The 24,749-nt window shown below is 74.0% G+C and carries 24 protein-coding genes and 1 tRNA gene; 10 read left to right on the top strand and 15 right to left on the bottom strand.

Features of this window, described 5'->3' with window-relative positions:
- Positions 1-28: 28 nt before the first annotated feature.
- Entirely contained in the window at positions 29-820 is a 792-nt protein-coding gene (locus tag MRBLML1_RS06520; protein WP_364513055.1) for a hypothetical protein, read from the top strand.
- On the top strand, positions 817-1,128 hold the full coding sequence (locus MRBLML1_RS06515; RefSeq protein ID WP_364513052.1) for a DUF4031 domain-containing protein: 312 nt from the start codon (positions 817-819) through the stop codon (positions 1,126-1,128). The genes MRBLML1_RS06520 and MRBLML1_RS06515 overlap by 4 nt, the downstream gene beginning before the upstream one ends.
- Here the strand turns inward: MRBLML1_RS06515 and MRBLML1_RS06510 are convergent.
- Positions 1,115-1,933 carry a crotonase/enoyl-CoA hydratase family protein gene (locus MRBLML1_RS06510; RefSeq protein WP_364513049.1) on the bottom strand — a complete coding sequence of 273 codons (819 nt, stop codon included), beginning with the start codon at positions 1,931-1,933 and terminating at the stop codon, positions 1,115-1,117. The two genes, MRBLML1_RS06515 and MRBLML1_RS06510, sit on opposite strands and share 14 nt — an antisense overlap.
- A gap of 42 nt (positions 1,934-1,975) precedes the next feature.
- Between MRBLML1_RS06510 and MRBLML1_RS06505 the strand changes: the two genes are divergently transcribed.
- Entirely contained in the window at positions 1,976-4,762 is a 2,787-nt protein-coding gene (locus MRBLML1_RS06505) for an FAD-binding and (Fe-S)-binding domain-containing protein (RefSeq protein WP_364513046.1), read from the top strand.
- Between the two features lies 1 nt (position 4,763).
- Here MRBLML1_RS06505 and MRBLML1_RS06500 read toward each other — a convergent pair whose 3' ends face one another.
- Positions 4,764-5,606, bottom strand: a complete 843-nt coding sequence (locus MRBLML1_RS06500) for an SDR family NAD(P)-dependent oxidoreductase (RefSeq protein WP_364513044.1) — start codon at positions 5,604-5,606, stop codon at positions 4,764-4,766.
- Positions 5,607-5,641: 35 nt separating this feature from the next.
- Here MRBLML1_RS06500 and MRBLML1_RS06495 point away from each other — a divergent pair, with 35 nt between their 5' ends.
- The 3 genes from MRBLML1_RS06495 to MRBLML1_RS06485 are packed head-to-tail and all read left to right on the top strand — an operon-like array spanning position 5,642 to position 8,385.
- Complete coding sequence (locus MRBLML1_RS06495) at positions 5,642-6,796, top strand: MFS transporter (protein ID WP_364513041.1); 1,155 nt, start codon at positions 5,642-5,644, stop codon at positions 6,794-6,796.
- Positions 6,797-6,801: 5 nt separating this feature from the next.
- Positions 6,802-7,848 carry an enoyl-CoA hydratase/isomerase family protein gene (locus MRBLML1_RS06490; RefSeq protein ID WP_364513038.1) on the top strand — a complete coding sequence of 349 codons (1,047 nt, stop codon included), beginning with the start codon at positions 6,802-6,804 and terminating at the stop codon, positions 7,846-7,848.
- 9 nt (positions 7,849-7,857) lie between these two features.
- Entirely contained in the window at positions 7,858-8,385 is a 528-nt protein-coding gene (locus MRBLML1_RS06485; RefSeq protein WP_364513035.1) for a gamma carbonic anhydrase family protein, read from the top strand.
- Here the strand turns inward: MRBLML1_RS06485 and MRBLML1_RS06480 are convergent.
- On the bottom strand, positions 8,369-9,244 hold the full coding sequence (locus tag MRBLML1_RS06480; RefSeq protein WP_364513032.1) for an LLM class flavin-dependent oxidoreductase: 876 nt from the start codon (positions 9,242-9,244) through the stop codon (positions 8,369-8,371). The genes MRBLML1_RS06485 and MRBLML1_RS06480 overlap by 17 nt on opposite strands.
- An 11-nt stretch (positions 9,245-9,255) precedes the next feature.
- A complete protein-coding gene (locus MRBLML1_RS06475; protein WP_364513029.1) occupies positions 9,256-9,987 on the bottom strand; it encodes an SDR family NAD(P)-dependent oxidoreductase in 732 nt (243 codons plus the stop codon).
- 52 nt (positions 9,988-10,039) lie between these two features.
- Here MRBLML1_RS06475 and MRBLML1_RS06470 point away from each other — a divergent pair, with 52 nt between their 5' ends.
- On the top strand, positions 10,040-10,843 hold the full coding sequence (locus MRBLML1_RS06470) for an arylamine N-acetyltransferase family protein (protein WP_364513026.1): 804 nt from the start codon (positions 10,040-10,042) through the stop codon (positions 10,841-10,843).
- Here MRBLML1_RS06470 and MRBLML1_RS06465 read toward each other — a convergent pair.
- Positions 10,840-11,526, bottom strand: coding sequence for a GTP pyrophosphokinase (locus tag MRBLML1_RS06465; protein ID WP_364513023.1), 687 nt, complete (start codon positions 11,524-11,526; stop codon positions 10,840-10,842). The two genes, MRBLML1_RS06470 and MRBLML1_RS06465, sit on opposite strands and share 4 nt — an antisense overlap.
- A gap of 95 nt (positions 11,527-11,621) precedes the next feature.
- On the opposite strand from MRBLML1_RS06465, the gene MRBLML1_RS06460 reads away from it, so the two are divergent.
- The gene (locus MRBLML1_RS06460; protein WP_364513020.1) at positions 11,622-12,473 is read left to right on the top strand and encodes an alpha/beta hydrolase family protein; all 852 of its coding nucleotides are present in this window, start codon (positions 11,622-11,624) and stop codon (positions 12,471-12,473) included.
- Here the strand turns inward: MRBLML1_RS06460 and MRBLML1_RS06455 are convergent.
- Together MRBLML1_RS06455 and MRBLML1_RS06450 are read right to left on the bottom strand one after the other, a co-directional pair.
- Positions 12,451-13,041, bottom strand: coding sequence for a flavin reductase family protein (locus tag MRBLML1_RS06455; RefSeq protein WP_364513017.1), 591 nt, complete (start codon positions 13,039-13,041; stop codon positions 12,451-12,453). The two genes, MRBLML1_RS06460 and MRBLML1_RS06455, sit on opposite strands and share 23 nt — an antisense overlap.
- Before the next feature lie 28 nt (positions 13,042-13,069).
- The gene (locus MRBLML1_RS06450) at positions 13,070-16,492 is read right to left on the bottom strand and encodes a bifunctional proline dehydrogenase/L-glutamate gamma-semialdehyde dehydrogenase (RefSeq protein WP_364513014.1); all 3,423 of its coding nucleotides are present in this window, start codon (positions 16,490-16,492) and stop codon (positions 13,070-13,072) included.
- A 72-nt stretch (positions 16,493-16,564) separates the two neighbouring features.
- Between MRBLML1_RS06450 and MRBLML1_RS06445 the strand changes: the two genes are divergently transcribed.
- The gene (locus tag MRBLML1_RS06445) at positions 16,565-17,488 is read left to right on the top strand and encodes a LysR family transcriptional regulator (RefSeq protein ID WP_364513011.1); all 924 of its coding nucleotides are present in this window, start codon (positions 16,565-16,567) and stop codon (positions 17,486-17,488) included.
- A gap of 9 nt (positions 17,489-17,497) precedes the next feature.
- On the opposite strand, the gene MRBLML1_RS06440 is transcribed toward MRBLML1_RS06445, so the two are convergent.
- From MRBLML1_RS06440 to MRBLML1_RS06425, 4 genes are all read right to left on the bottom strand, one after another.
- Entirely contained in the window at positions 17,498-18,358 is an 861-nt protein-coding gene (locus MRBLML1_RS06440) for a hypothetical protein (RefSeq protein ID WP_364513008.1), read from the bottom strand.
- A gap of 86 nt (positions 18,359-18,444) precedes the next feature.
- On the bottom strand, positions 18,445-18,660 hold the full coding sequence (locus tag MRBLML1_RS06435) for a hypothetical protein (RefSeq protein ID WP_364513005.1): 216 nt from the start codon (positions 18,658-18,660) through the stop codon (positions 18,445-18,447).
- 285 nt (positions 18,661-18,945) lie between these two features.
- A tRNA-Thr gene (locus MRBLML1_RS06430) sits at positions 18,946-19,018 on the bottom strand.
- An 85-nt stretch (positions 19,019-19,103) separates the two neighbouring features.
- Positions 19,104-19,265, bottom strand: a complete 162-nt coding sequence (locus MRBLML1_RS06425; protein WP_364513002.1) for a hypothetical protein — start codon at positions 19,263-19,265, stop codon at positions 19,104-19,106.
- A gap of 112 nt (positions 19,266-19,377) precedes the next feature.
- Between MRBLML1_RS06425 and MRBLML1_RS06420 the strand changes: the two genes are divergently transcribed.
- On the top strand, positions 19,378-20,295 hold the full coding sequence (locus tag MRBLML1_RS06420; protein ID WP_364513000.1) for a LysR family transcriptional regulator: 918 nt from the start codon (positions 19,378-19,380) through the stop codon (positions 20,293-20,295).
- Positions 20,296-20,299: 4 nt separating this feature from the next.
- Here MRBLML1_RS06420 and MRBLML1_RS06415 read toward each other — a convergent pair whose 3' ends face one another.
- Genes MRBLML1_RS06415 through MRBLML1_RS06400 form a run of 4 tightly spaced genes read right to left on the bottom strand, consistent with a single transcriptional unit; the run spans position 20,300 to position 24,729 of the window.
- Positions 20,300-21,847 carry an alpha/beta hydrolase gene (locus MRBLML1_RS06415; RefSeq protein ID WP_364512997.1) on the bottom strand — a complete coding sequence of 516 codons (1,548 nt, stop codon included), beginning with the start codon at positions 21,845-21,847 and terminating at the stop codon, positions 20,300-20,302.
- Positions 21,848-21,869: 22 nt separating this feature from the next.
- Positions 21,870-23,021, bottom strand: a complete 1,152-nt coding sequence (locus MRBLML1_RS06410) for a DNA polymerase III subunit delta' (protein WP_364512994.1) — start codon at positions 23,019-23,021, stop codon at positions 21,870-21,872.
- Positions 23,018-23,668: a dTMP kinase gene (gene tmk, locus MRBLML1_RS06405; RefSeq protein ID WP_364512991.1), complete on the bottom strand. Its 651-nt coding sequence runs from the start codon at positions 23,666-23,668 to the stop codon at positions 23,018-23,020. Before tmk ends, MRBLML1_RS06410 begins: the two co-directional genes overlap by 4 nt.
- A complete protein-coding gene (locus MRBLML1_RS06400) occupies positions 23,665-24,729 on the bottom strand; it encodes a C4-dicarboxylate ABC transporter (RefSeq protein ID WP_364512988.1) in 1,065 nt (354 codons plus the stop codon). Before MRBLML1_RS06400 ends, tmk begins: the two co-directional genes overlap by 4 nt.
- Between the last annotated feature and the right edge of the window lie 20 nt (positions 24,730-24,749).

The following is a 24,749-nucleotide window of genomic DNA, read 5'->3' as shown; positions in this document are numbered from 1 at the left end:
GCCGCCCGGGATGGGACATGCTGACCGTGTGTCGATCCCGCCCCCTCCACCGTTCCCGCCGCCGTCGTACCCGCCGGCGAGACGCTCGCGCGGCGTGCTGCTCGCCGTCGTCGGCGGCGTGCTCGCCCTGGTGCTGGTGATCGCCGCCGTGACCGTCGCGCTCGTCCTGGCCGACGGGGACGACGACCCGGAGCCGTCGGCCGGACCGTCCACCACGAGCGCCGCACCCGGGATCGACCGGGCCGGCGCCGTCGAGGCGGCCCGGACGGCACTGCCGAAGATCATCGGCTACACCTGGCAGACCTTCGACGCCGACGTCGCCGCCGCGAAGGACCTGATGACCCCCGAGCAGGCCGAGCGGTACGACGGCTCGATCGGCGCCGTGCGCGCCACGGTCCTCTCCCAGCGGCTGACGGTCACCGGCACGGTGCAGGATGCGGGCCTGGTCGGCATCGACGAGGACAGTGCGAAGGTGCTGCTCCTCGCCACCCAGACCTCCAGCCGGGCCGGCGCCCCCGCGCCGCCCACCACGCCCAGCGTCGTGGTGCGGCTGGCCCGCGCCGGCGACCGCTGGCTGGTGGCGGACCTCCTGGTCGGCGCCGACCGGGGCGAGGACCCGGCCGAGCCGGACCCGGACCGACGGGCGGTGCTCGCGGCGGCAGCGGCGCAGGCACCCGGGGAGATCTGGGCGAGCGCCCTCACCGACCTGTCCGGCGACCGGGCCACGGTGCTCGTCGCGAGCGCGACGACGCGCGCCCGGCTCACCCTGGAGCGCTCGGGCGACACCTGGCGGGTCACCGCGACGGACCCGGTGCCATGACGATCTACGTCGACGACATGCAGCTCCCCGCCCGGGTCGGCCCGGTCGAGGGCGTGTGGTCGCACCTGCTCTCCGACGTCCCCGGGCCGGAGGGGACCCGCGAGCTGCTGGCCTTCGTCGAGCGGCTCGGCGTCGACCCGCGCTGGATCCAGAACGAGGGCACCGCGACCGAGCACTTCGACCTGCGCGAGCCGATGCGGCAGCGCGCGCTCGCCCTCGGCGCCGTCCCGGTCCGCTACGGCCGCGAGGTCGCCCGGATCACCATCGCCAAACGGGAGGTCCTCGGCCCGGAGGTCACCGGCCCGTGAACTCCGGCGGGCGCCGCTCGACGAAGGAGCGCATCGCCTCGTCGAGGTCGTCGCTGAGCAGGAAGGCGGAGTTCCACACCGCCGTGTAGCGCAGCCCCGCCTCGACCCGCGGGCCGCGCTCGGCGTCGAGGACGTCCTTGATGCCGCGCAGGACCAGCGGCGAGTTGGCCGCCATCCGGGCGGCGAGCTCGCCGGCCGCCGTACGGGTGGCCTCGGCGTCGTCGTGCACCGAGTTGACCAGGCCGATCGCGGCGGCTCGCCCGGCGTCGACGTCGTCGCCGGTCAGCGCGAGCTCGCGGAGGTGGCCATCGCCGATGATGCCGACCAGGCGCTGCAGGCTGCCGAGGTCGGCGACGATGCCGACCTTCGCCTCACGGATGCTGAACTGGGCGTCGGCCGAGGCGATCCGTACGTCGCACGCCGCCGCCAGGTCCACGCCCCCGCCGATGCACCAGCCGGTGATCGCCGCGACCGTGGGCTTGCGGAGGCTCGCGACCGCGTCGAGCGCACCCTGCCAGCGCCGGATGAGGGCGAGCAGGTGCTGGCGGGCGCCGGCGTCGGTGGCGCTGCGCAGCGGCGCGAAGGTGGCCGCCGCGGCGCCCAGGTCGAGACCGAAGGAGAAGTGCGGGCCGGAGCCCGTCAGCACCACCGCGCGCACCTCCGGGTCGTCCTCGAAGGCGGTGAAGGTGGCGGCCAGCTCGGCGAAGAAGTCCTCGTCCATGACGGCCTTGCCGCCGGGGCCGGCCAGCGCGACCGTGGCCACGGAGGCGTCGTAGGTGACGGTGAAGCGCTGCTCAGCGGTCATGCTGCGGAGCGTAGCCGTAGCGGCACCCGATAGATTTCGCCTGTGCCCGGTATCGCTCCTGAGATCCGGCGGCACGGAGCAACCGACGTCAACGACGACGCGGCCGTCCTCGCCGCGTACTCCTCCGACGCCTCCCTCTACCGTGTCCCGCCCGCCGCGGTGGTCTTCCCGCGCGCGACCGACGACGTCCGCGCGACGCTGGCCGCCGCCCGCGAGCTGGGCCTGAGCGTCACCGCCCGCGGCGCCGGTACGTCGGTCGCGGGCAACGCGATCGGCCCGGGCATCGTGCTCGACTTCAGCCGGCACATGCACCGGGTGCTGAGCATCGACGGCGACGCGGCGACCGCCGTGGTCCAGCCGGGCGTGGTGCAGGCGGCGCTGCAGGCCGCGGCGGCGCCGTACGGGCTGCGGTTCGGGCCGGACCCCTCGACCAGCACCCGCTGCACGATCGGCGGGATGATCGGCAACGACGCCTGCGGGGCGCGCTCGCTGGCCTTCGGCCGCACCTCGCACAACACCCTCGGGCTGCGGGCACTGCTCGCCGACGGCACCGAGCTGGTGACCGGTCCCGGCACCGCCCAGGCCGGCAACGGCGTGCTGGACCGGGTCCGCGACCTGGTCGCGGCGGACCTGGCGACCGCGCGCACCGAGTTCGGCACCTTCGGCCGCCATGTCTCGGGCCTGGCGGTGGAGCACCTCCTCCCCGAGCGCTTCGACCTGACCCGCGCGCTGGTCGGCTCCGAGGGCACCCTCGCCGTGATCACCGAGGCCACCGTCCGCCTGGTCGGCACGCCCGCGGCCAAGCTGCTCGTGGTCATCGGCTTCCCCGACTTCCCGACCGCCGGGCACGCTACGCCCGAGGTGCTCGCCTTCGAGCCGTCCGCGTGCGAGGGCATCGACCGCCGGATCGTCGACGTGATCCGCGAGCGCAACGGCGCCACCGCGGTGCCGGACCTGCCGGCGGGCGACGCCTGGATGTTCGTCGAGCTGTCCGGCGAGGACCCCGCGGAGGTGCGCCGCAAGGCCGACCTGCTCGCGGGCGTCGGGCTCGGCGTCTCCGCGCTGGTCGTCGAGGACCCGGTCGCGGTGGAGCGGCTGTGGCGGATCCGGGCCGACGGCGCCGGGCTCGCCGGCCGCGCCCCCTCGGGCCGGCCGGCCTGGGCCGGCTGGGAGGACGCCGCCGTGCCGCCGGACCGGCTGGGGACCTACCTGACCTCCTTCGACGAGCTGCTCACCACGCACGGGCTGACCGCGATGCCCTTCGGCCACTTCGGCGAGGGCTGCGTGCACGTGCGGATGGACTTCGCCTTCGACTCCCCCGACGGGCCGGACCGCTACCGCTCCTTCGTCGAGGACGCCGCCGACCTGGTCACCTCGCTCGGCGGCTCCCTGTCGGGCGAGCACGGCGACGGCCGCGCGCGCAGCGAGCTGCTGCCGCGGATGTACTCCCCGCGGGCGCTCGCGTTGATGTCCGGCGTCAAGCGCGCCTTCGACCCCGACGGCGTGCTCAACCCCGGGATCATCGTCGACGCCGCGTCGATGACCGCCGACCTGCGCTACGGCGTGCAGGCGGGCCTGCGCAAGGGCCTGGCGATGGCCTACGCGAGCGACGGCGGCGACTTCGGCCAGGCCGTGCACCGCTGCACCGGCGTGGGCAAGTGCCGCGCCGACAACACCGGCTCGGGCGGGGTGATGTGCCCGTCGTACCAGGCCACGAAGGAGGAGATCCACTCCACCCGGGGCCGCGCCCGGCTGCTGCAGGAGATCGTCAACGGCGACAGCGAGATCACCTGGGGATCGCCGGCCGTGCACGAGGCGCTCGACCTCTGCCTGGCCTGCAAGGGTTGCGCGTCGGACTGCCCGACCGGCACCGACATGGCCAGCTACAAGGCCGAGGTGCTGCACCAGACCTACAAGCGCAAGCTGCGCCCGCGCAGCCACTACTCCGTGGGCTGGCTGCCGCGCTGGGCCAAGGTCGGCTCGGCGATGCCGCGCTTCGCGAACAAGTCGATGGACGTCACCCCGCTGCGCAAGGTCGCGCTCAAGGCGGCGGGCGTGGACACGCGGCGGCGGATGCCGGCGTTCGCCCGTCGTACCTTCCGGCGCACGTTCGAGCCGGCGACGACCGGCACGCCGATCGTGCTCTTCGTCGACTCCTTCACCAACCACTTCGCACCCCAGGTCGCGGACGCGGCCGCGAAGGTGCTGCGCGACGCGGGCTTCGCTCCGCGGATCACCCGGCACCAGGAGTGCTGCGGGCTGCCGTGGATCAGCACCGGCCAGCTCGACGGTGCGGCCAAGCGGCTGCGCTCGATGGTCGACGCGCTGGCGCCCGACGTCCGCGAGGGGCTCCAGGTCGTCGGCATCGAGCCGTCGTGCACCGCCGTGCTGCGCCACGAGCTGACCGAGCTGGTCGAGGGCGAGGACGCCGCCCGGGTCGCGGCGGCGACGGTGACCCTCGCCGAGCTGCTCTCCGGGGTCGAGGGCTGGACGCCGCCCGACCTGTCCGGCACCACCGTGGTCGCGCAGCCGCACTGCCACCACCACGCGATCATGGGCTGGGAGACCGACCGGGCGCTGCTGGAGCGTGCCGGTGCGCGCGTGCAGAGCATCGCGGGCTGCTGCGGGATGGCCGGCAACTTCGGCGTCGAGCAGGGGCACTACGAGGTGTCCGTCGCGATCGCCGAGGCCAACCTGCTGCCCGCCCTCCGCGCACCCGCGGCCGAGCGGGTCGTGCTCGCCGACGGCTTCTCCTGCCGCACCCAGATCGACGAGCTGGCGCCCGGCACGCAGCCGAAGCACCTGGCCGAGCTGCTCGCTCAGGCCTGAGTCACCCGCGGCCGGCGAGCCAGGCGTTCGTCCGGTCGAGCAGCGCGACCCGGGCCTCCTCGTCGGTGGCGGCCGGCGCGGGCTCCGCAGGCCGGCTCTTGCGGTAGTAGCCGGAGACGCCCTCGGGCGTGGTGCCGAGCCGGACGAGGTGGGCCGCCGACTCCCGCGGCGAGAGCAGCACCCGGCGTTCGAGCGGGCGGGCGAGGTTGCGCAGCAGGCGCAGCACCGGCCGGGTCTCCAGGCCCCGGCTGGCGATGTTCGTCGACACCGCACCCGGGTGCACCGCGATCGCGTGCAGGCCGTGGCACTCGTGCTCCGCGGCCAGCCATGCCGCGTGGTGGACCAACGCCAGCTTCGAGGTGCCGTACGCCGCCCACGAGTCGTAGGCCGTCTCCCGCCCCAGCAGCGCGTCCACCGTGCCGCGCTCGTGCAGCTGGGAGACGACGTGCAGCACCCGCGCGTCGCCGTCGGCCGTGGCCGCGGTGAGCAGGGCGGGGAGCAGCGCCTCGGTGAGGTCGACGGTGCCCAGGTAGTTGGTGCGCCAGTGCACCTCGTGGCCGTCGACGAGCTGCGGCGAGGACCAGCGCGAGCCGAGGTCGAGGTGGATCCCCGCGCTGTTGACCAGCAGGTGGAGGCGGTCGGACCGGTCGGCGTACCAGTGGGCGAAGCGGGCGACCGAGCCGCGGTCGGCGAGGTCCAGCGGGTGCCACTCCAGCCCGTCGACCGGGACCTCGCGGGTGGTGACCACGACCTCCCAGCCGTCCTCGACCAGCGCCCGGGCCACCGACTCGCCGATCGAGCCGGGGCTCGCGCCGGTGACGACGGCACGACGGGGTGCGGACATGGAGGCCACCTTAGGCGAGCCGTAGGGTCCCTGACGTGACCTCCGCCCGCCGTCCCGGCCTCGCCGTCGTCGCGGTCCTGCTCTTCGTCTCCGGCTGGGCGACCAACCACTTCGCCGCGATCATCCCGGTCCTGCGCGACCGGGAGGGTCTCTCGGCGACCGTGCTGGCCGGCGCCTTCGGGATCTACGCCCTCGGCCTGCTCCCGGGGCTGCTCGGCGGCGGCGCCCTGTCCGACCGCACCGGCCGCCGGCCGCTCGTGCTCGCCGGCGCCACCGTCGCGGCGGCGGGCAACCTGCTGATGCTGTGCTGGCACCCGGTCGCGGGGATCTACCTCGGCCGGCTCGTGGTCGGCGTCGGGGTCGGGCTCGCGATGAGCGCCGGTACGGCGTGGGCGGCGGACCTCGGCGGCCGCACCGGTACGACGATCGCCGGGACCGTGCTCACCGCGGGCTTCGCCTCCGGACCGCTCGCCACCGGCCTGGTCGCCGAATTCGTCTCCGGCTCCGCCCAGCTGGTCGCGCCCTTCGCCCTCACGATCGTGCTCTCGCTCGCCGGGGTGGTCCTCGGCGTGGTGGCGGCACCGCCCTCCTCGGGCGGCACCGGGCCCGCCGGCGTGGCGCAGCCCGAGGGCGAGCGGCTCGGCGTCGGCAGGGCCCTGGCCCGGTCGGTGCCGATGGCGCTGTGGGTGTTCGCCTCGGTGACCGTGCCGATCGTGGTGCTCGCCGGCCGGGTCAGCACCCACGGCGGCCCGTGGCTGGCGGGCGTCGCCTCCGCCCTGGCCCTCGGCACCGGCGTGGTGACCCAGGTGGTCGCGCGCCGCGTGGGCTGGGGTCCGCGGGCCGGCGTCGTCGGCGCGCTGCTCGCCGCCACCGGCTTCGCCCTGGCAGCGGTCGTCGACCACACCGCGGGGGTCGCGCTCTTCGTGCTGACCTCGGTGCTGCTGGGCTCGGCCTACGGGCTGTGCCTGCGCGCGGGCCTCGTCGACGTCGAGACGCTCACCCCGGCCGAGCACCGCGGCGCGGTGATCGGGGTCTACTACGTGTGCACCTACCTGGGCTTCGGGCTGCCGGTGCTGATCGAGGCGCTGCGCGCGCCGCTGGGCACCCTGACGCCGTACCTGGTGCTCACGGGCGCGGCGCTCGCGGCCGCCGCCCTCCGCACGGCCCAGCTGCGCCGCCCGGCACAATGACGGCCATGACGAGCGAGCCTCCGGTCCTGCTCCACCGCGACGGCCACGCGGCCCACGTCGTGCTCAACCGCCCGCGGGCCATCAACGCCCTCACCCACGAGATGGTCGGGATCATCACGGCCGCGCTCGAGGAGTGGCGCGAGGACGACACGGTGCGCACCGTCGTGCTGACCGGCGCCGGTGAGCGCGGGCTGTGCGCGGGCGGCGACATCGTGGCGATGTGGCGCGACGCGAAGGCGGGCGGCACCGAGGCGGCGGCGTTCTGGGCCGACGAGTACCGGCTGAACGCGCTCATCGCGTCGTACCCGAAGGCCTACGTGGCGATCATGGACGGCATCGTGCTCGGCGGCGGGATCGGGCTGTCCGCGCACGCGCCGCAGCGCGTGGTCACCGAGCGCTCCGCGATCGGGATGCCGGAGACCGGGATCGGCTTCCTGCCCGACGTCGGCGGCACCTACCTGCTCTCCCACGCGCCCGGCGAGACCGGCACCCACCTCGGCCTGACTGCCGGCTCGGTGGGCGCGGGCGACGCGATCGCGATCGGCTTCGCCGACCACTACGTCCCCTCCGAGCGGCTCCCCGAGCTGGTCGCCGCGCTCGCGACGACCGACGCCGACGAGGCGCTCGCCGCCTTCGAGCAGCCGGCGCCGCCGTCCCCGCTGGACCAGGCGCGCACCTGGCTCGACGCGGCGTACGACGGCGACGACGCCCTCGCGATCGTCGGCCGCCTGCGCGCGCTGGGCATCGAGGACGCCACGCGGGCCGCCGACGCGATCGAGGCGAGGTCGCCGACCTCGGTCAAGGTCACCCTGCGCGCGCTGCGCGAGGCGGCCGCCATGGACCGGCTGGAGCCGGCGCTGGACCTGGAGTACCGGCTGGCGCTGGGCTTCCACTCCTCGCACGACTTCGTCGAGGGGGTCCGCGCGCAGGTGGTCGACAAGGACCGCGACCCGCGGTGGCGGCCGGCGACCCTGGCCGAGGTCGACGACGCCGCGGTCGAGGCCTACTTCGCGCCGGTGGGCGCGCGCGAGCTCGGGCTGGCGGCCCGCTAGCGTGCAGGGGTGTTCGCGTACGAGTTCGAAGGCCGTTCCCCGCAGGTCCACCCCGAGGCGTTCGTCGCCCCGACCGCCACGCTGATCGGCGACGTACGGATCGAGAAGGGCGCCAGCGTCTGGTACGGCGCCGTGCTCCGCGCCGACATCTGCACGATCATCGTGCGTGAGGGCGCCAACATCCAGGACAACTCGGTCGTGCACGGCGCCCCGGACGTGACCGTCGAGATCGGCGCGCACTCCACCGTCGCGCACGCCTGCGTCTTCCACGGCGACTCGCTCGGCGAGAAGGGCCTGGTCGGCAACGACTCGACCGTCCTCGACGGCGCCAAGATCGGCGCCGGCACGCTGGTGGCCGCGGGCTCGCTGGTCGCGCCGGGCACCGAGATCCCGGACGGCGTGCTGGCCGCGGGCAGCCCGGCCCAGGTCAAGAAGCCGATCGAGGGCACGGGCGCCCAGTTCTGGATCGAGACGAACGCGCCCTACTACGCCGACCTGGCGCGCCGGCACGCCGCGGGCATCACGCCCCTCGACTGAGCCGTCGGTCGAGCAGGTCCGCGACCAGGTCCACCTGGCGCGGGTCGCCGTCGGTCGGGATGAGCTGCACCTCGTCCGCGCCGATCGCGGCGAACCGGTCGAGCAGTGCACCCAGCTCGTCGAGCGTGCCCGCGAAGCCGGCGGTGACGGCGAGCGCGTCGACGAGGTCGGCCGGCAGCCAGCTCATGTAGTGCCGCAGGTGCGCGTGCACCTGGGCCCGCGGGTCCGGCGCGGTCTCGGCGAGCGCGAACCAGAAGGACGTCGTCAGCCGCGGCGCGGGCCGTCCGCGCTCGGCCCAGGCGTCGCGGGCGACCGCGAAGAGCCTCGCGGTCTCCTCCACGCCGGCATCCAGCGTCATGCCCGCCAGCCCGTCGGCCCACCGCGCCGCGTGCCGCAGGGTGCGCTCACCGAGGGTGCCGACGAGCAGCTCGGGACCACCGGGGCGGTGGGGGCGCGGGCCGACCTCGCCGCCGGCCCAGACCTCGCGCAGCGTGGCCGCCCGGCGCGCCATCTCCCCCATCGTGCGGGTCGACCAGTCCGCCCCGACCGCGGCGTAGTCCTCCTCGCGCCCGCCCACGCCGAGCCCGACCGAGAGCCGCCCGGCGCACAGCCGGTCGGCGGTGGCGAGCGCCTTGGCGAGCAGCACCGGCTCGTGCAGCTGCGGTACGACGACCGTCGCCCCGATCCGCACCCGGCTCGTCCACGCCGCCACCGCACCGAGCAGGGTGAGCACGTCGGGGTTGTCGAACACGACCCGCTCGCCGAAGCAGAGCGAGGCGAACGGGCCCGCGTCGATCCGCTCGGCCCAGTCACGGAGCAGCTCCGGGGTGACGTCCGGCTCCATGACCGGCAGCGTCATCCCGACGTCCATCACCAGACCACGCCGCGGTCGACCACCAGGTTGGCGCCGGTGATCGACGCCGCCGCGTCCGAGGCGAGGAAGAGCAGCGACTCCGCGACGTCGGCCGGCGGCATGAAGCCGGGGATGACCGAGGTGCTCTTGGCGACGAGGTCCCAGTTCGCGTCCGCCGGCAGCCCGGCGGCCGCGGCCTCGATCATCGGGGTGGCGATGCCGCCCGGGGAGACGCAGTTGACGCGGACCCCGCGGGTGCCGAGCTCGACGGCGAGCGAGCGCATGCCGAGCAGGAGCGCGGCCTTGGAGGCGCAGTACTGCGCGTTGTAGGGCTGGCCCATCACCGAGGAGATCGAGGCGACCGACACCACGTTGCCCTGGCTGGCGACCAGCGCCTCGGCGTAGGACTGGGTGAGCAGGAGGGGCGCGACGGCGTTGACGTCGAGGTGCTTGCGCAGGCCGGCCGCGGTGATCTTGCCGAGCTCGGCGAACTGCTGGATGCCGGCCACGTTGCAGAGCACGTCGAGCCCGCCCAGCTCGGCGAGGCTGGCCTGGACGAGCTCCTCGCGGGCCACGTCGTCGGTCAGGTCGCAGGGCACGACGCCCTCCGCCGCCGTCACGTCGGTCGCGACGACCCGGGCGCCCTCCTCGCGGAAGAGCGCGGCCACCACCTGGCCCAGGCCGCCGGCGGCCCCGGTGACGACGACACGGCGATCGGAGAAGCGCGGCGGGCGCGCGGTGCTGGTCATGCGCACAGAATAGAACGTGTTCTACCTGTTGTCTGCTGTCTACGATCGGCGCATGACCGACGCGTGGCAGACCGACCGGCTCGATCTCGACGGCTACCTCGCGCGGCTCGGCGTCGCCCGCGCCGCGCCCTCGCGAGCCGCGCTGGACGCCCTGCACGAGGCGCACGTGCGCACCTTCACCTTCGACAACGTCGACGTGCTGCTCGACCAGCACCCCGGGATCACCCTCGACGTGCTGGACGAGAAGCTCGTGGGTCGTGGCCGGGGCGGCTACTGCTTCGAGCACGCCACCGTCGTCGCCGCCGCGCTCGACCGGCTCGGGTACGACGTACGGCGTCACCTCGGGCGGGTCGGCGACCCCGCCGCCGGCACCGTCCAGGGCCGCACCCACATGACCGTCGAGGTGGTCCTCGACGGCGAGCGGCTGCTGTGCGACCCCGGCTTCGGGATGAGCCTGCTGCGCCCGGTGCCGCTCGTCGACGGCGCGGAGTCCGACCAGGACGGCTGGCGCTACCGGGTGGTCCGCTCCGACGCGGGCTGGGGCCTGGAGCGCCTGCGCGAGGGCGGCTGGGAGCTCACCCACACCACCGACGAGCTGCCCGTGCTGCCCGTCGACGTCGCCATCGGCCACCACTGGACGAGCACCTTCCCCGCCTCGCACTTCCGCAGCGGCCTGATGGTGACCCGTCACCTCGACGGCCGGCACGTCTCGCTCACCGCCACCACGGTGACCGTACGACGCCCGGGCGCCGGCACCGAGCACCGCGAGCTGCGCGACGGCGAGCGCGAGGAGTGGCTGAGCCTGCTCGGCGTGCCGGAGGCCGAGCGGGCGGCGCTGGCGGAGCGCCTCGGCTAGCCGGCCCCGTGCACCGTGCGGTGCAGCTCGGCCATCCGCTCGTCCAGGTCGTGCGCGACGTCCGCGGCGGCCTCCAGCTCGACGAGCAGCTCGCGCGGGACGTCCTTGTCGTACTTGTAGTAGATCTTGTGCTCGACGCTGGCCCAGAAGTCCATCGCGACCGTGCGGATCTGCAGCTCGATCGGCACCCGTCGTACGTCGTCGGACAGGAAGACCGGCAGCTCGACGATCGCGTGCAGGCTGCGGTAGCCGTTGGGCTTGGGCCGGGCGATGTAGTCCTTGATCACCCGCACCGTGATGTCCGACTGCGTGGTGAGCATGTCGAGCACCTGGTAGGCGTCGGAGATGAAGCTGCACACGATCCGCACGCCCGCGATGTCGGTGATCTGCTCACCGATCTCGTCCAGCTCGTGGGAGACGCCGAGCCGGCTCGCCTTCGCGCGCAGGCTCTCGATCGACTTCAACCGCGAGCTGACGTGCTCGATCGGGTTGCCGGTGCCGCGGAAGGAGAGCTCCTCGCGCAGGATGTTGATCTTCGTCAGCATCTCGTCGAGGCCGAACTTGTAGTGCAGCAGGAACTCCCCGAGCTCCTGCGCCAGCGCCGAGACGTCCTCGACGGCCATCGGCACGTGGTCCTCGGGCTGGTTCCTCTCGTCGGGGAGAGGGACGCTCGCGGTGCTCATCGTGCTCCTGGCGGCTGGGCGGGGTCGGACGGGTGTGGTGTCCCCAGTGTGCCCGGTGCGCGGTGAGCCATCCGCACGGGTGCGAGGATGGCGTCGTGCGCCGACGTACCGTGCTGGGTCTGGCGGCCCTCGGCGCCGCCGGCGCGGTCCTGACGGCGTGCGGTGAGGAGGAGGAGCGGCGAGTGGCCCCAGCGAAGGGCGCGGTGCGCCACGACTACGGACCCGGCCCCAGCCAGTACGGCGAGCTGCACCTCCCCGAGGGCACGCCCCGGGGCGTGGTGGTCGTGGTCCACGGCGGCTTCTGGCGCTCCCAGTACGACGCCGGCTCGCTCGGGACCCCGCTGGCCCGCGACCTCGCCCGGCGGGGCTGGGCGGCGTGGAACCTGGAGTACCGGCGGGTCGGTCCCGGGCTCGGCGGGGAAGGCGGCGCGCCCGCGACCTTCGACGACGTCGCCGCGGGCATCGACCTGCTCGCCACCCTCGACCTGGACACCTCGACCGTGGTCACCCTCGGTCACAGCGCGGGCGGGCACCTCGCGACCTGGGCGGCCGGGCGGGGGGCGCACGGCTGGAGCGAGCAGGTCCCGGTCACGCACGTGGTCAGCCAGGCGGGCGTGCTCGACCTGCGGGCCGCGGCACGGGACTACCTCGGCGCCGGTGCCGTGAAGGACTTCCTGGGCCACGAGCCGACCACCGCGGACGCGCGGTACGACCCCGCGCAACAGCTCCCGCTCGGCGTACCGGTCTGGTGCGTGCACGGCACCGACGACGCCAACGTCCCGCTGTCGCAGTCCGTCGACTACGTCGCCCGCGCCCAGGCGGCCGGCGGCACCGCCGAGCTCGTCGAGGTCGCCGGCGACCACTTCGTCGTCATCGACCCGGCCTCGCCCGCCTGGGCGCGCCAGGTCGAGATCCTGGACGGGATCAACGCGGACGCTCGCGGGTGACGACCCGGGGCGCCAGGCCCCACTCGTCGGCCCCGAGCCGCGACAGCGGCGCCAGCCGGTCGAGCGCCGGGTGCCCGTCGACGAGCACGTCGGGGTCGACGGTCACCGCGACCACGTCAGCCAGCACCAGCACGGAGTCGCCGACCGGGATCGTGCGGTGCAGCCGGCACTCCAGGGAGGCCGGCGAGTCCGCGACCCGCGGTGGCGCGACGACCGCGCTCGGCGCCATCGCGATCCCGAGCCGGTCGGCCTCGTCGACGTCGGCCTCGAAGCGCGCGCTGGTGTCGTTGACCAGGTCGATGAGCGGCTCGCTGGCCAGGCTGATCGTGAGCTCGCCGGTCTCCTCGACGTTGCGCAGCGTGTCCTTCGCCCCCACGGAGGTGAGCTGGACGATCGGCGGGCTGGCGCTGGCGATCGTGAAGAACGAGTGCGGGGCCAGGTTGCCCACGCCGTCCGCCGAGAGGGTCGAGACCCACGCGATCGGCCGCGGTACGACGAGCGCGGTCAGCAGCCGGTAGGCGTTGACGTCCGGCTCACCGGGACGCAGGACGAGGTGCTCGGAGGCCATGCGGCGATTGTGCCGCGCCGCGCACGGGCTAGCCGAACAGCCCCTCCGCCAGCGGCGTCGGCGAGCCGAACCGGTGGGCGGTGACCGCGACCGCCTGCTCGTGCAGGAAGGTCAGCAGCTCGACCCGGCCCGCCTCGACGACCGGCTGCGCGTAGAGCGCGACGTCGACCCGGCCGGCGCTGGCCTCGGCGAAGGCGCGCCGGCTGCCGCCGAGCAGGCGGACCCGGGCCGGCGGCTGCTCGGTGAGCACCGCGCGCCACGCGGCACCGTCCTCGACCCGCAGGGTCACGCCCAGCCCGGCCAGCGCGTCCGCGAGCGCACGGTCCGGCGAGGCTGGCAAGGACACGGTCACCGGTGCACCGACGAGGAGCCCCGCGGCGACCACGCGGAGCAGGGCCGCGGCGTCGCCCTGCTCGTCGCGCACGGTCACCGGGACAGGGAGGTGGCGCAGCACGTTCTTCTCCGCCATCAGCCCCGACACGTCCCGTGGTACGCCGAGCTCCCGCCCCCACACGAGCGCGTCGGACCCGAGGGCCCGCTCCAGGGAGGCGATCCGGTCGGCGTCCGTGACGAGGCCGCGGGCGGCGTCGCGCACCCGGCGGCCCGTCGCGCCGAGCGGGGCGGTGGCGGTGGCGGGCGCGGGCTCCCAGTCGCTGAGTCCGACGAGGTAGCTCGGGCCACCGGCCTTCGTACCGGCACCGACGGCCGACTTCTTCCAGCCGCCGAAGGGCTGACGGCGCACGATGGCGCCGACGGTGGAGCGGTTGACGTAGGCGTTGCCGGCCTGGACCCGATCGACCCAGTGCTCGATCTCGGCCCGGTCGAGGGAGTGCAGTCCGGCGGTCAGGCCGTAGTCGACCTGGTTCTGGATCGCGAGGGCCTCGTCGAGGTCGTCGGCGGCGATCAGGCCCAGCACCGGGCCGAAGTACTCGGTGAGGTGGAACTCCGAGCCGCGTCGTACGCCGGTCTTCACCCCGGGCGACCACAGCCGGCCGGTGTCGTCGAGCCGCCGCGGCTCGACCAGCCAGGACTCCCCGGGCGCGAGCTCGGTCAGCGCACGCTCCAGCTTGCCACTGACCGGCTCGACGACCGGGCCCATCTGGGTGGTCGGGTCCGACGGGTAGCCCACGGTAAGCGAGGACACCGCGTCGACGAGCTGGTCGCGGAACCGGCGCGAGGTCGCGACCGAGCCGACCAGGATGCCGAGCGAGGCCGCCGAGCACTTCTGCCCGGCGTGGCCGAAGGCGGAGTAGACGAGGTCCTTGACCGCGAGGTCGAGGTCGGCGTGCGGGGTGACGACGATGGAGTTCTTGCCGCTGGTCTCGGCGAGCAGCGGCAGGTCGGCGCGGAACTCGCGGAACAGCGCGGCGGTCTCGAAGGCTCCGGTGAGGATCAGCCGGCCGACCCGCTCGTCGGCGACCAGGCGCCGGCCGAGGTCGTTCTCCGGGAGGTGGACGAGCTGCAGCACCTCGCGCGGCACGCCGGCCGCCCACAGCGCCGCGACCATCACCGAGCCGCAGCGCTGGGCCTGCGGCGCGGGCTTGATGACGACCGGGCTGCCGGCCGCCAGCGCGGAGAGCACCGAGCCCGCCGGGATCGCGACCGGGAAGTTCCACGGCGGGGTCACCACGGTCAGGCCGACCGGCACCTGCCGCGCCCCGTCGACCTCGTCGAGCTGCTCGGCGAGCAGGGCGTAGTAGTTGGCGAAGTCGATCGCCTCGGAGACCTCCGGGTCGCCCTGGTCGAGGGTCTTGCCGCACTCGGTGGCCATCACCTCCAGCAGCTCGGCCCGGGCCTGCTCCAGGCTGACCGCCGCGCGGCGCAGGACCGCCGCGCGCTCCGCGCCGGCCAAGGCACCCCAGTCGGCGCCCGCGGCGACGGCGGTCGAGAGGACCTGCTCCAGGCCGGCCTCGTCGGCCACCGTGTGCTCGGCCACCAGGGCCTCGCCGGCGGTCGAGCCGGCGACCCGCTCGATGATCGCGCGGCCCCAGGCGCGGTTGCCGGGGAGCGCGGGGTCGGTGTCCGCGCAGTTGTCGAACGTGCCCGGCGCGATCGCGCGCGGCTCCTCGCTCGCCCGGTCCTGCCGCCGGTTCGGGAGCGGTACGACGTCGTCGAGGTCCGCCAGCGAGGCCAGGAACCGGTCGCGCTCGCGCTGGAACAGGGTGCTGTCGTCGTGCAGGTCGAAGACCGCCGACATGAAGTTGTCCTGGCTGGCGCCCTCCTCCAGCCGGCGCACCAGGTAGGCGATCGCGACGTCGAAGTCCTTCGGGTGCACCACCGGGACGTAGAGCAGCAGCCCGCCGACCGTGCGTCGTACCGCCTCGGCCTGGCCCTCGGCCATCCCCAGCAGCATCTCGAACTCGATCCGGTCGCGGACCCCGCGCCGGCCGGCGAGGGTCCAGGCGTAGGCGATGTCGAAGAGGTTGTGGCCGGCGACGCCGAGCCGGACGTTCGCGACGTGCTCGGGCCGCAGCGCGTAGTCGAGGACCCGCTTGTAGTGGGTGTCCGACTCCTGCTTGGTCGACCACGTGGCGACCGGCCAGTCGTGCAGGGACGCCTCGACGTGCTCCATCGGCAGGTTGGCGCCCTTGACCAGGCGCACCTTGATGCCGGCGCCACCGCGGGCACGGCGCGCGCCGGCCCACTCCTGCAGACGGATCATCGCGGCGAGCGCGTCGGGCAGGTAGGCCTGCAGCACGATGCCGGCCTCCAGGCGCTCGAGCTCGGGGCGGTCGAGCAGCCGGGTGAAGACGGCCATGGTCAGCTCGAGGTCGCGGTACTCCTCCATGTCGAGGTTGATGAACTTCGGCGTCGGCGACGCCGCGGCCATCTCGAACAGCGGGAGCAGGCTCTTCTCGATGTGGTCGACGGCCTCGTCGAAGGCCCACGGCGAGTGCGGGGGCACGGTCGCCGACACCTTGATGGAGACGTAGTCGACGTCCGGGCGGGCCAGCAGCCGGCGGGTGCCCTCCAGCCGGCGCGCGGCCTCGGCCTGGCCGAGCACCGCCTCGCCGAGCAGGTTGATGTTGAGCCGTACGCCGCGCTCGCGGATCCGGGCGATCGAGCGGCCCAGGCGGGCGTCGGTCGCGTCCACCAGCAGGTGGCCGACCATCTGCCGCAGCGCGCGGCGGGCGATCGGGATGACGATGCCCGGCGCGACGACGGACAGCAGCGCGCCGAGCCGGAGCAGCAGGCGCAGGTGCACGGGCAGGAAGCGCGGCGCGCTGCCCGCGAGCTCGCGCAGGTTGGCCGCCGCGACCTTCATGTCCTCGGGCCGGATCACCCGGTCCACGAAGCCGACGGTGAAGTCCAGCCCGGACGGGTCGCGCAGCACGTCGGCGAGCCGCCGGGCCGCGGCGGCGGAGGGCTGCTCGGCCGCCTCGTCGAGCCAGCTGCGGACCAGGGTGTCGACGTCGGCGAGCAGGCCGGCGTCCGGGCGCGGGTCGGTCATGGAGCCATCGTCGCGCCGGGAGACCGCTAGGATAAAGCGATGAATTCCGACGCAAACCATTAAGCAGGGCTGATGATTCCACGGGCAGAGCAGCTCGACGTCCGCCGCCTGAGACTGCTGCACGAGCTCAGCCGTCGCGGCACCCTCGCCGAGGTCGCCGAGGCCCTGCACCAGAGCGCGTCGTCGGTGTCCCAGGCGCTCTCGCAGCTGGAGCGGGAGGCCGGCGTGCCGCTGCTGGAGAAGGTGGGCCGCCGGGTCCGGCTCACCCCCGCCGCGGAGGTCCTCGTCGAGCACACCGCGGTCATCCTGCAGCGCCTCGAGCTGGCCGCCTCCGACCTCGCCAGCCAGGCCCACGGCGCCTCCGGGACCGTGCGGCTGGCGGTCTTCCAGTCCGCCGCGTCGGCCTTCATGCCGCAGATGCTCACCGAGCTCGCCGCCCGCTACCCCCGCCTGCGGGTCACCATGTCCCAGCGTGAGCCGGAGCAGGCGCTCTACGAGACCTGGATGCGCGAGTTCGACCTCGTCGTCGCCGAGGAGTACCCCGGGCACGCCGCCCGCGTGTATCCCGACATCGACCGCCAGCCGCTCACGACCGACCTGCTCCGGCTCGCCGTACCGCCCTCGGGAGAGCCGTGGGACGCCATCACCTGCGTCGCCGACACCGCCGACCTGCCCTGGACGATGGAGCCGGCCGGCACCGCCTCCCGGCACTGGGCCGAGCAGCTGTGCCGCCGGGCGGGCTTCGAGCCCGACGTGCGCTTCGAGACCGACGACCTCGAGGCGCAGATCGCGCTCATCGAGAGCGGCAACGCCGTCGCGATCCTCCCCGACCTGATGCGGGTACGACGCCCGCCCGCGCTGCGCGTCGTCGACGTCGACGAGCGCCGCCGGTCGGTCTTCACCGCCACCCGGACCGCGATCAGCGGCACGCCGGCGATCCGGGCCTGCCGCGAGGCGCTCGCGGCCGTCGTACCGGCGGAGCTGACGGTGCTCTGAGGACCCGCCTCAGCCGAGGTGGGGCCAGGTCCAGTCGGCGCGGCCGACCCGCGCGGGCGCCGTCACGCTGCTGACGGCGGGCGACGCCGGCCGCAGCACCCGCTGGAAGCGCGCGATCCCCCGGGTCCGGTCCACGCTGAGCAGGCCGTCGTACGGACGGACCCGGGCCTGGTCGGGCGACATGCACACGCCGGTCCTCAGGCCGGTGAACCCGCGGAACCCGCTGGACTTGAGGACCCGGTCGGTGGACGCGGCGCCGGCGTCGGCGACCAGGTGCAGCGCGCCCGTCATGTCGGTCCAGTAGACGCGCATGCCGTAGTCGGTCGTCCGGGCGCCGAGCGCCGTGGCACCGCCGAGCGTCACCGGGAGGCGCGTCGGGCGCACCAGACGGCTCCCCGTCCAGGTCGCGCGGTGCAGCGAGCGGTCGGCGGCCACCCAGTAGAGCGAGTGGTCGTCGAAGGCGACCAGGCGGGCGGGGTACCCGGAGCCGACGACCCGCAGCACCCGCACACGCAGCGCGCTGCCGGTGTCCCACCGGGTCTCCACGAGCCGGATCCGGCCGTCGGTCGCGGCGACGAGCTGGCGCGTGGTCTCGTGGCCGGGCCAGGTCTCGGCCGACACCAGGCCCCACGCGATCGGCCGCCAGCGGAACGACTGCGCGGTCCTCTTGCTCACGGTGACCCGCGTGTTCACCACCCGGCGCAGGGTGATCCGTCCACCCGCGGTGTGCCCGAAGGCGTCGATGATGCAGCGGTAGCCCGCTGCGGCGCGTTCGGGAGCAGCGTGCGCGGGCGTCGTGCCGCCGCCCGCGAGCAGCACACAGAGCAGCAGACCGAACACCAGAACGACGACCCCCGAGCGCTTCGTCACGGGAGAACTGTAAGGGCCCGGACAGCACGAGGGGCCGGATCGCACCAGGACCCGGCCCCTCGCCTGCGCGTCTCAGCGCGTCGCCGTCACCGCAACGTGTCGTCCCGGTGGTGCACCACGACGTCGTCGCGGCGGCGTCCGGGCCGGGCGTACAGCAGGGACAGCACGATCGCGAGCACCCCGGCGACGATGAGGATCGTGCCGAGCGCTCCGTCGTTCACGAAGCTCAGGTCCACCGTGACCACGTCGAAGACGAGGATCAGGCCGAGCACGAGCAGGACGATTCCGAGTCCGATGTACATGTTCTTCCCTCTTCTCAGGCGAGCAGGCAGACCAGCGCGGTGGCGATGGCGACGACGAGCAGCATGAGCACGATGCCCGGCATCTCGGCGACCTCGTCGACCGGCTGCGCGGCACGGGCTTTGTGGACGGACATGAAACCTTCCCCCTTGATAGGTGTCGTCCCCGTATTTGTCCTGCCGTTACCCCCGCCGCCGGCGGCCATCCCCGCCGGGGCGCCGAACCCTCGGATCCGAGGGAGGGAGAAATGCGAAGAGCCCCAGTCCGCGGACTGGGGCCATCGTCGGAGCCGCCTGTCGGAATCGAACCGACGACCTAGTCATTACGAGTGACTCGCTCTACCGACTGAGCTAAGGCGGCGCGCCGCCCAAGGGCGACCGCGGAAGCATACCGACCCCGGCGATCCGCCACCCAATCGCGCCCCGTACGACGCGCGGGGGTTCGCTCAGGCGGCGGCGACGAGGCGCTGCTCGACGTGCGTCTGCGGGGCGTCGCACCAGCAGGTGAAGTGCACGAGGAAGCTGTCGTCGCGGTGGTCGAGGCCGGTGATCTGGTCCGGGAAGATCAGCTCGTGGCGGCCGCAGGACGTGCAGTCGTGGGTGAACATGGGAGGCCTCCTTCGAGGTCCGATCGCGGTTGTCCTCCTATTCTCCGTCGCGCTCATCCCAAGGGGTAGGCTCTCTTTCCAGCCGTTCCCCTAGGGACTCCCTTGAGGTCAGATGCTCTCGCTGCACCAGCTCACCTGCTTCCTCGCGACCTACGAGCACCACTCGCTCACCCGCGCCGCCGAGGAGCTCGGCTACGCCCAGCCGTCGGTGTCGGAGCAGGTGCGCAACCTGGAGAAGCAGCTCGGTGTGCCGTTGTTCCGGCGGGTGGGCCGCGGCGTCGTACCGACCACGGCGGCGGACACCTTCCGGCCGCACGCGGAGCGGGTGCTCGCCGCGGCGGACGACGCGCAGCGCGCGGTGGCGGGCATCAAGTCGCTGGAGACCGGGACGATCCGGTTCGGGATGTTCGGCGTCGCCCGGCTCTACGGCGGCGCGGGGCTCGTCGCCGACGTGCTGGAGCGCTACCCGGGGGTCCGGGTGGAGCTGGTCGGGCAGCACTCCCGCGAGGTCCAGGACAACCTGCGCCGTGGCCGGCTGGAGGCGGCGATGATCGCGGCCGCCGGCCTGTCGAGCGAGGGCCTGACGATCACCCCGATCGCCCGCGACGAGCTCGTCTACGTCTCGACCGACCCCACCCGGCTGGCCTCGCCGGTGACGGCGCGCCGGCTCGCCGAGGCGAGGCTGGTGATGCCGGAGACCACCTGGCGCGACTCCGACTCCGCGCGCCTGGTGCTGCGCCGGATGCTGCACGAGGCCGGCCACAACCCGAGCACCCGGATCGAGGTCGAGGACGTGGAGACCGCCATCGAGCTGGCCGGACGCGGGCTCGCCGACACGGTGACCCACCAGAGCGCCGCCCTGCAGCTGCTGCCCCGGCTGGCGCCGGACGCCGGCTGGGTGTCGCTGCGGCCGCGGGTCTACGACACGATCGCGATCGTGCACCGCGCGGGGGCGACGCTCTCCCCCGCCGCGCGGCTGATGATCGACCTCGCCACCCAGCGGATCCAGGCGATCCTGGAGCCGGTCTAGGCCCTCAGCACTTCAGGCCGTCGGCCGGCACCTTGCCGTCGATGAGGTAGGAGTGCACCGCGTCGTCGACGCACTGGTTGCCCTTGTTGTACGCCGTGTGCCCGTCGCCGTCGCGGCTGACCAGCACGCCCGACTGCAGCTCCTCGGCCATCGCCACCGCCTCCTCGTACGGCGTGGCGGGGTCGCGCGTCGTGCCGAGCACCACGATCGGCGCCGCGCCCGCGCCGTCGATCTCCAGGTCCGGCTCGTCGGTGGCCTTGAACGGGTCGCCGTGGCAGGTCGTGAGCCCCCACGCGAACACCTTGCCGAAGGTCGGCGAGGCCTTCTCGAAGTCGGGGAACTGGGCGGGGACCTCGTCGGCGGTGATGGAGTAGGGGTCGTCGAGGCAGTTGATCACCGAGATCGCCTCGAGGCTGTTGTCGGTGTACTTGCCCTTCTCCCGCGAGCCGTAGAAGTCGGAGAGCTGCAGCAGCGTGCTCCCGTCGCCGTCGAGCGCGGTCTTCAGCGCCTGGTCGAGGTAGGACCAGTTGTCCTTGCTGTAGAGCGGGGTGATCAGGCCGTAGAACGCCAGTCCGACGGTGAGCTCGCGGTCCTCGGAGTCGCTGGTCTCCAGCGGCTTCTTGTCGATCGAGTCGAGCAGGTCCTTGATCGTCTTCAGGCCGGCGTCGACGCTGTCGCCGAGGAAGCAGCTGTCGCCGTCGACGCAGTTCTGGATGTAGGACCGCAGCGCGGTCTCGAAGCCGGCCGCCTGGCTCAGCGCGCCCTCGCGGGCGCCCAGTGCGGGGTCGACGGCGCCGTCGAGCACCAGCCGGCCGGTCTTGTCGGGGTAGAGCTCGGCGTACGTCGCGCCCAGCCGGGTGCCGTAGGAGAAGCCGAGGTAGTCGAGCTTGTCCTCGCCGAGCACGGCCCGCAGCACGTCCATGTCGCGGGCGGCCTCGACGGTGCTGACGTGACCGCCGAGCTGGGCAGACTTCGCCTTGCAGCCCGACCAGAACTCCGCCGTGTTGTCCTCGCCCTCGGTGACCTCCTCCGGGGTGTCCGGGTCGGGGTCGGCGGCGATGAAGTCGTCGAGCTGGTCGTCGGTGAGGCAGTCGACCGGCGAGGAGTCGCCGGTGCCGCGCGGGTCGAAGCCGACGATGTCGTACGCCGCCCGCAGCTCCGGGGCGAAGTAGGAGTCCGCCTGCTCGGCGAGGTAGGTGCCGCCCGCGCCCGGGCCGCCCGGGTTGACCACGAGCGAGCCGATCCGCTTGCCGGTGGCCTTCGTGCGCTCGACCGCGAGCTTGATCGAGCCCGCGCCCGGGTCCTGGTAGCTGATCGGGACGTCGAGGGTGCCGCACTCGTCGCTGCCGCACTCGGTCCAGGAGATCTTCTGGCCGTAGAAGTCGTCGATGGTGCGTCCGTCGGCGCTCGGGCTCACCGTGTCGGTGACCTTCGCGTCGGGGCCGGGCTCGTCGTCGTCCCCACCGGTGAGGACCACGACACCGATCCCGATCGCGCCCGCGACCACCAGTGCCCAGACCACGCCCACGGCGACGATCAGCTTCTTGCTCACTCGCGTCCCTCTTCCGTCCGGCTCAGCGCTGCGGCGCCTTGAGTGCCACCATCATCGACTCCAGCGCCAAGGCGACCGGAACGTTGAACTCCAGCATCTGCTCCCGCGCCGCGAAGATCCACCCGATCCGGCGCAGGTTGAGCTCCGCCGAGGTCTGCTCGGCGATCTGCTCGACCTGGTCGCGGATCTCCTCGTTGACCAGCGCTCCGGGCGCGCGGGTGGCCAGCGCGATGGCGTCGCGGTAGACCGACACGAGGTCGGTCAGGCCGCGGTCGACCACGTCGAGGTGGCGGCGCTTGGCGCGGGTGCGCTGGCCCTTCTCCAGGGCCGCCAGCGCGGGACCGTACTCCCGCGGGCGCCGGCCCCGCTCGACCACGCCGTAGGCGGCGTCGAGGTCGGACTTCTCCTTCGCGTCCAGCTCCGCGGTGATCGCGTCGGCCTCCTCCTTGGTGGTCGCCGCGAGCCGGGAGGCGGCGTCCATGCAGCGCCCGAGCGTCGTCAGCCGCGCCGGGATCGCGACGACCTCCTGGCGCCGGGTGCGCACGTCCTCGTCGAAGGCCAGCGCGCGGGCCCGGCCGATGTGGCCCTGGCTGGCCCGGGCGGCGTACGTCGCCAGGGAGGCCCCGATGCCGCGTGCCTCCAGGAAGCCGGCGACCTCCTCGGTGGTCGGGGTGGACAGCGTGACCAGGCGGCAGCGCGAGCGGATCGTCGGCAGCACGTCCTCGACCGTCGGCGCGCAGAGCATCCACACGGTGCGCCCGTTGGGCTCCTCGATCGCCTTGAGCAGCGCGTTGCAGGCCTGCTCGGTGAGCCGGTCGGCGTCCTCGACGACCAGGACCTGCCACCGGTCGCCCATCGGGCTGAGCGACGCCCGGCGGACCAGCTCCCGGACCTCGTCGACGCCGATGGAGAGCTTCTCCGTGCGGATCACGGTGACGTCGGCGTGCGAGCCGGCGAGCACGGTGTGGCAGGCGTGGCAGCGGTCGGGGCAGTCCGGGCCGAGCCCGGCGTCGGGGCACTGCAGGGCCGCGGCGAAGGCGATGGCGGCGTTGGAGCGACCCGAGCCCGGCGGGCCGGTGAACAGCCAGGCGTGGGTCATCCCGTGCCCGGAGGCGGCGCTGCGCAGCAGCTCGACGGTCGCGCGCTGGCCGACCAGGGTGCTCCAGATGCTCATCCGCGCACCGCCCGGGCCAGGAGCGGCTCGACCCGCGCCGCGATCGCGGCGGCGATGTCCTCGATGGAGGAGCGCGCGTCGAGGACGAGGTAGTGCTCGGGATCGCGGGCGGCGAGGTCGAGGAAGGACTGCCGCACCCGCCGGTGGAACTCCAGCGACTCGCCCTCGATCCGGTCGCGCTCCTCGAACCGGGCCAGCCCGGCCGACGGCTCCAGGTCGAGCACCACCGTCAGGTGCGGACGCAGGTCGCCGGTGGCCCAGCGCGCGACCTCCTCCAGCTCGCCGGCGTCGAGGTCGCGGCCGGCGCCCTGGTAGGCGAGCGTCGAGTCGACGTAGCGGTCGGTGACCACGACGGCGCCGCGGTCGAGCGCAGGGCGCACCAGGGTCTCGATGTGCTCGGACTTGTCGGCGAGGTAGAGCAGGAACTCGGTCTTGTGGGCCAGCGTGCCGGTCTCCGGGCTGAGCACGATCCGGCGCATCTCCTTGCCGACGGGGGTGTCGCCGGGCTCGAAGGTCAGCACCACGTCGTAGCCCCCGGCCACCAGGCGCTCGCGCAGCAGGCGCGACTGGGTCGACTTGCCGCCGCCCTCGCCGCCCTCGAAGCAGACGAAGACGCCGGTGTCGGCGTACAGACCGGGGGAGCTCACGGAGACGAACCTACGAGACGGGACCGACGGTTGTCGCGGGCGGGTCGCGTCGCGGGACCGGCAGGGCGCATCGCACAGGCCGTCGCGACGGCGACCACTCCCCAGGCCACGAGCAGGAGCGCCAGCAGCACGGCCGTGGCGAGGGCGAAGAGGACCAGCCCGGTCGCGTCGGCCAGGGCCGTCGTACCGGTGACGAGAGTGCCCACCGGGAAGGTGAACGACCACCAGGTCGGTGCGAACGGCAGGCCCGCGCGCACCTGGCGCGCGGTGAGCGCGGCCGCGAGCGCCAGCCAGAGCAGCGCGAACCCCCAGACCGGCAGCGCGAAGGCGAGGAACAGCAGCCGCAGCACCGCCGGGTCGGGGCCGGAGACCGCCGTCGTCAGGTGGTGCGCCGCGGTGATCGACTGCCCGAGCGGGCCGAGCACGATCCACACCGTCGGCACCAGGGCGGGCGCGCCCGGCCCGTGCCGCAGGAGCCGCTGCCAGATCGCGGGCAGGACCAGCAGCGTCGCCAGCAGGGCGACCCCGAAGCACGCGCACAGCAGCGCGAGCAGGGTGGCGCGCGGCTCGCCGGCGGGCACGTGCGGCAGGAGCGCGGCGCCCGTCGCCGCGCTCACCATCGGGGGTACGACGGGCATCAGCCACCCGCCGAAGGCACTGTCGTCGCGGACCTCGTGGACCGTGATCGCCTGGTATGGCACGACGACCGCGGTGACCAGGCCGAGCAGCGTGCCCATCACCCACAGCGCGACCTCCAGGGGCAGGACCGCCGGGCCGAGCCACGGCCCACCCACGGCCCCGGTCGCGGCGCCGGCGGTCATCAGGCCCATCGCGGTGGCACCGTAGAAGTGCGCCAGCACCGGGTCGCCGAGATGTCCGAACGGGCGCCCGGAACGCGCCCCCACCACGGTGACCGCACCGAGCAGGGCGAGCGCCAGCAGCCACGCCGCGGTCGCGCCGTACGACGCCCCGGGCAGGTCGAACGGGAGGTCGCTCAGGGCGACGGCGAGGATGCCGGTGCCCATGACGGCGGCGTACCAGTTGGGTCCGTAGGGGATCACGTCCCCCACGGTGCCCGCTG

Origin of the sequence: Nocardioides sp. LML1-1-1.1 (assembly GCF_040676175.1) — a bacterium.
Classification (GTDB): domain Bacteria; phylum Actinomycetota; class Actinomycetes; order Propionibacteriales; family Nocardioidaceae; genus Nocardioides.
The sequence above is the reverse complement of the archived record's forward strand: the minus strand, read 5'-3'. Positions and strand labels throughout refer to the sequence as shown.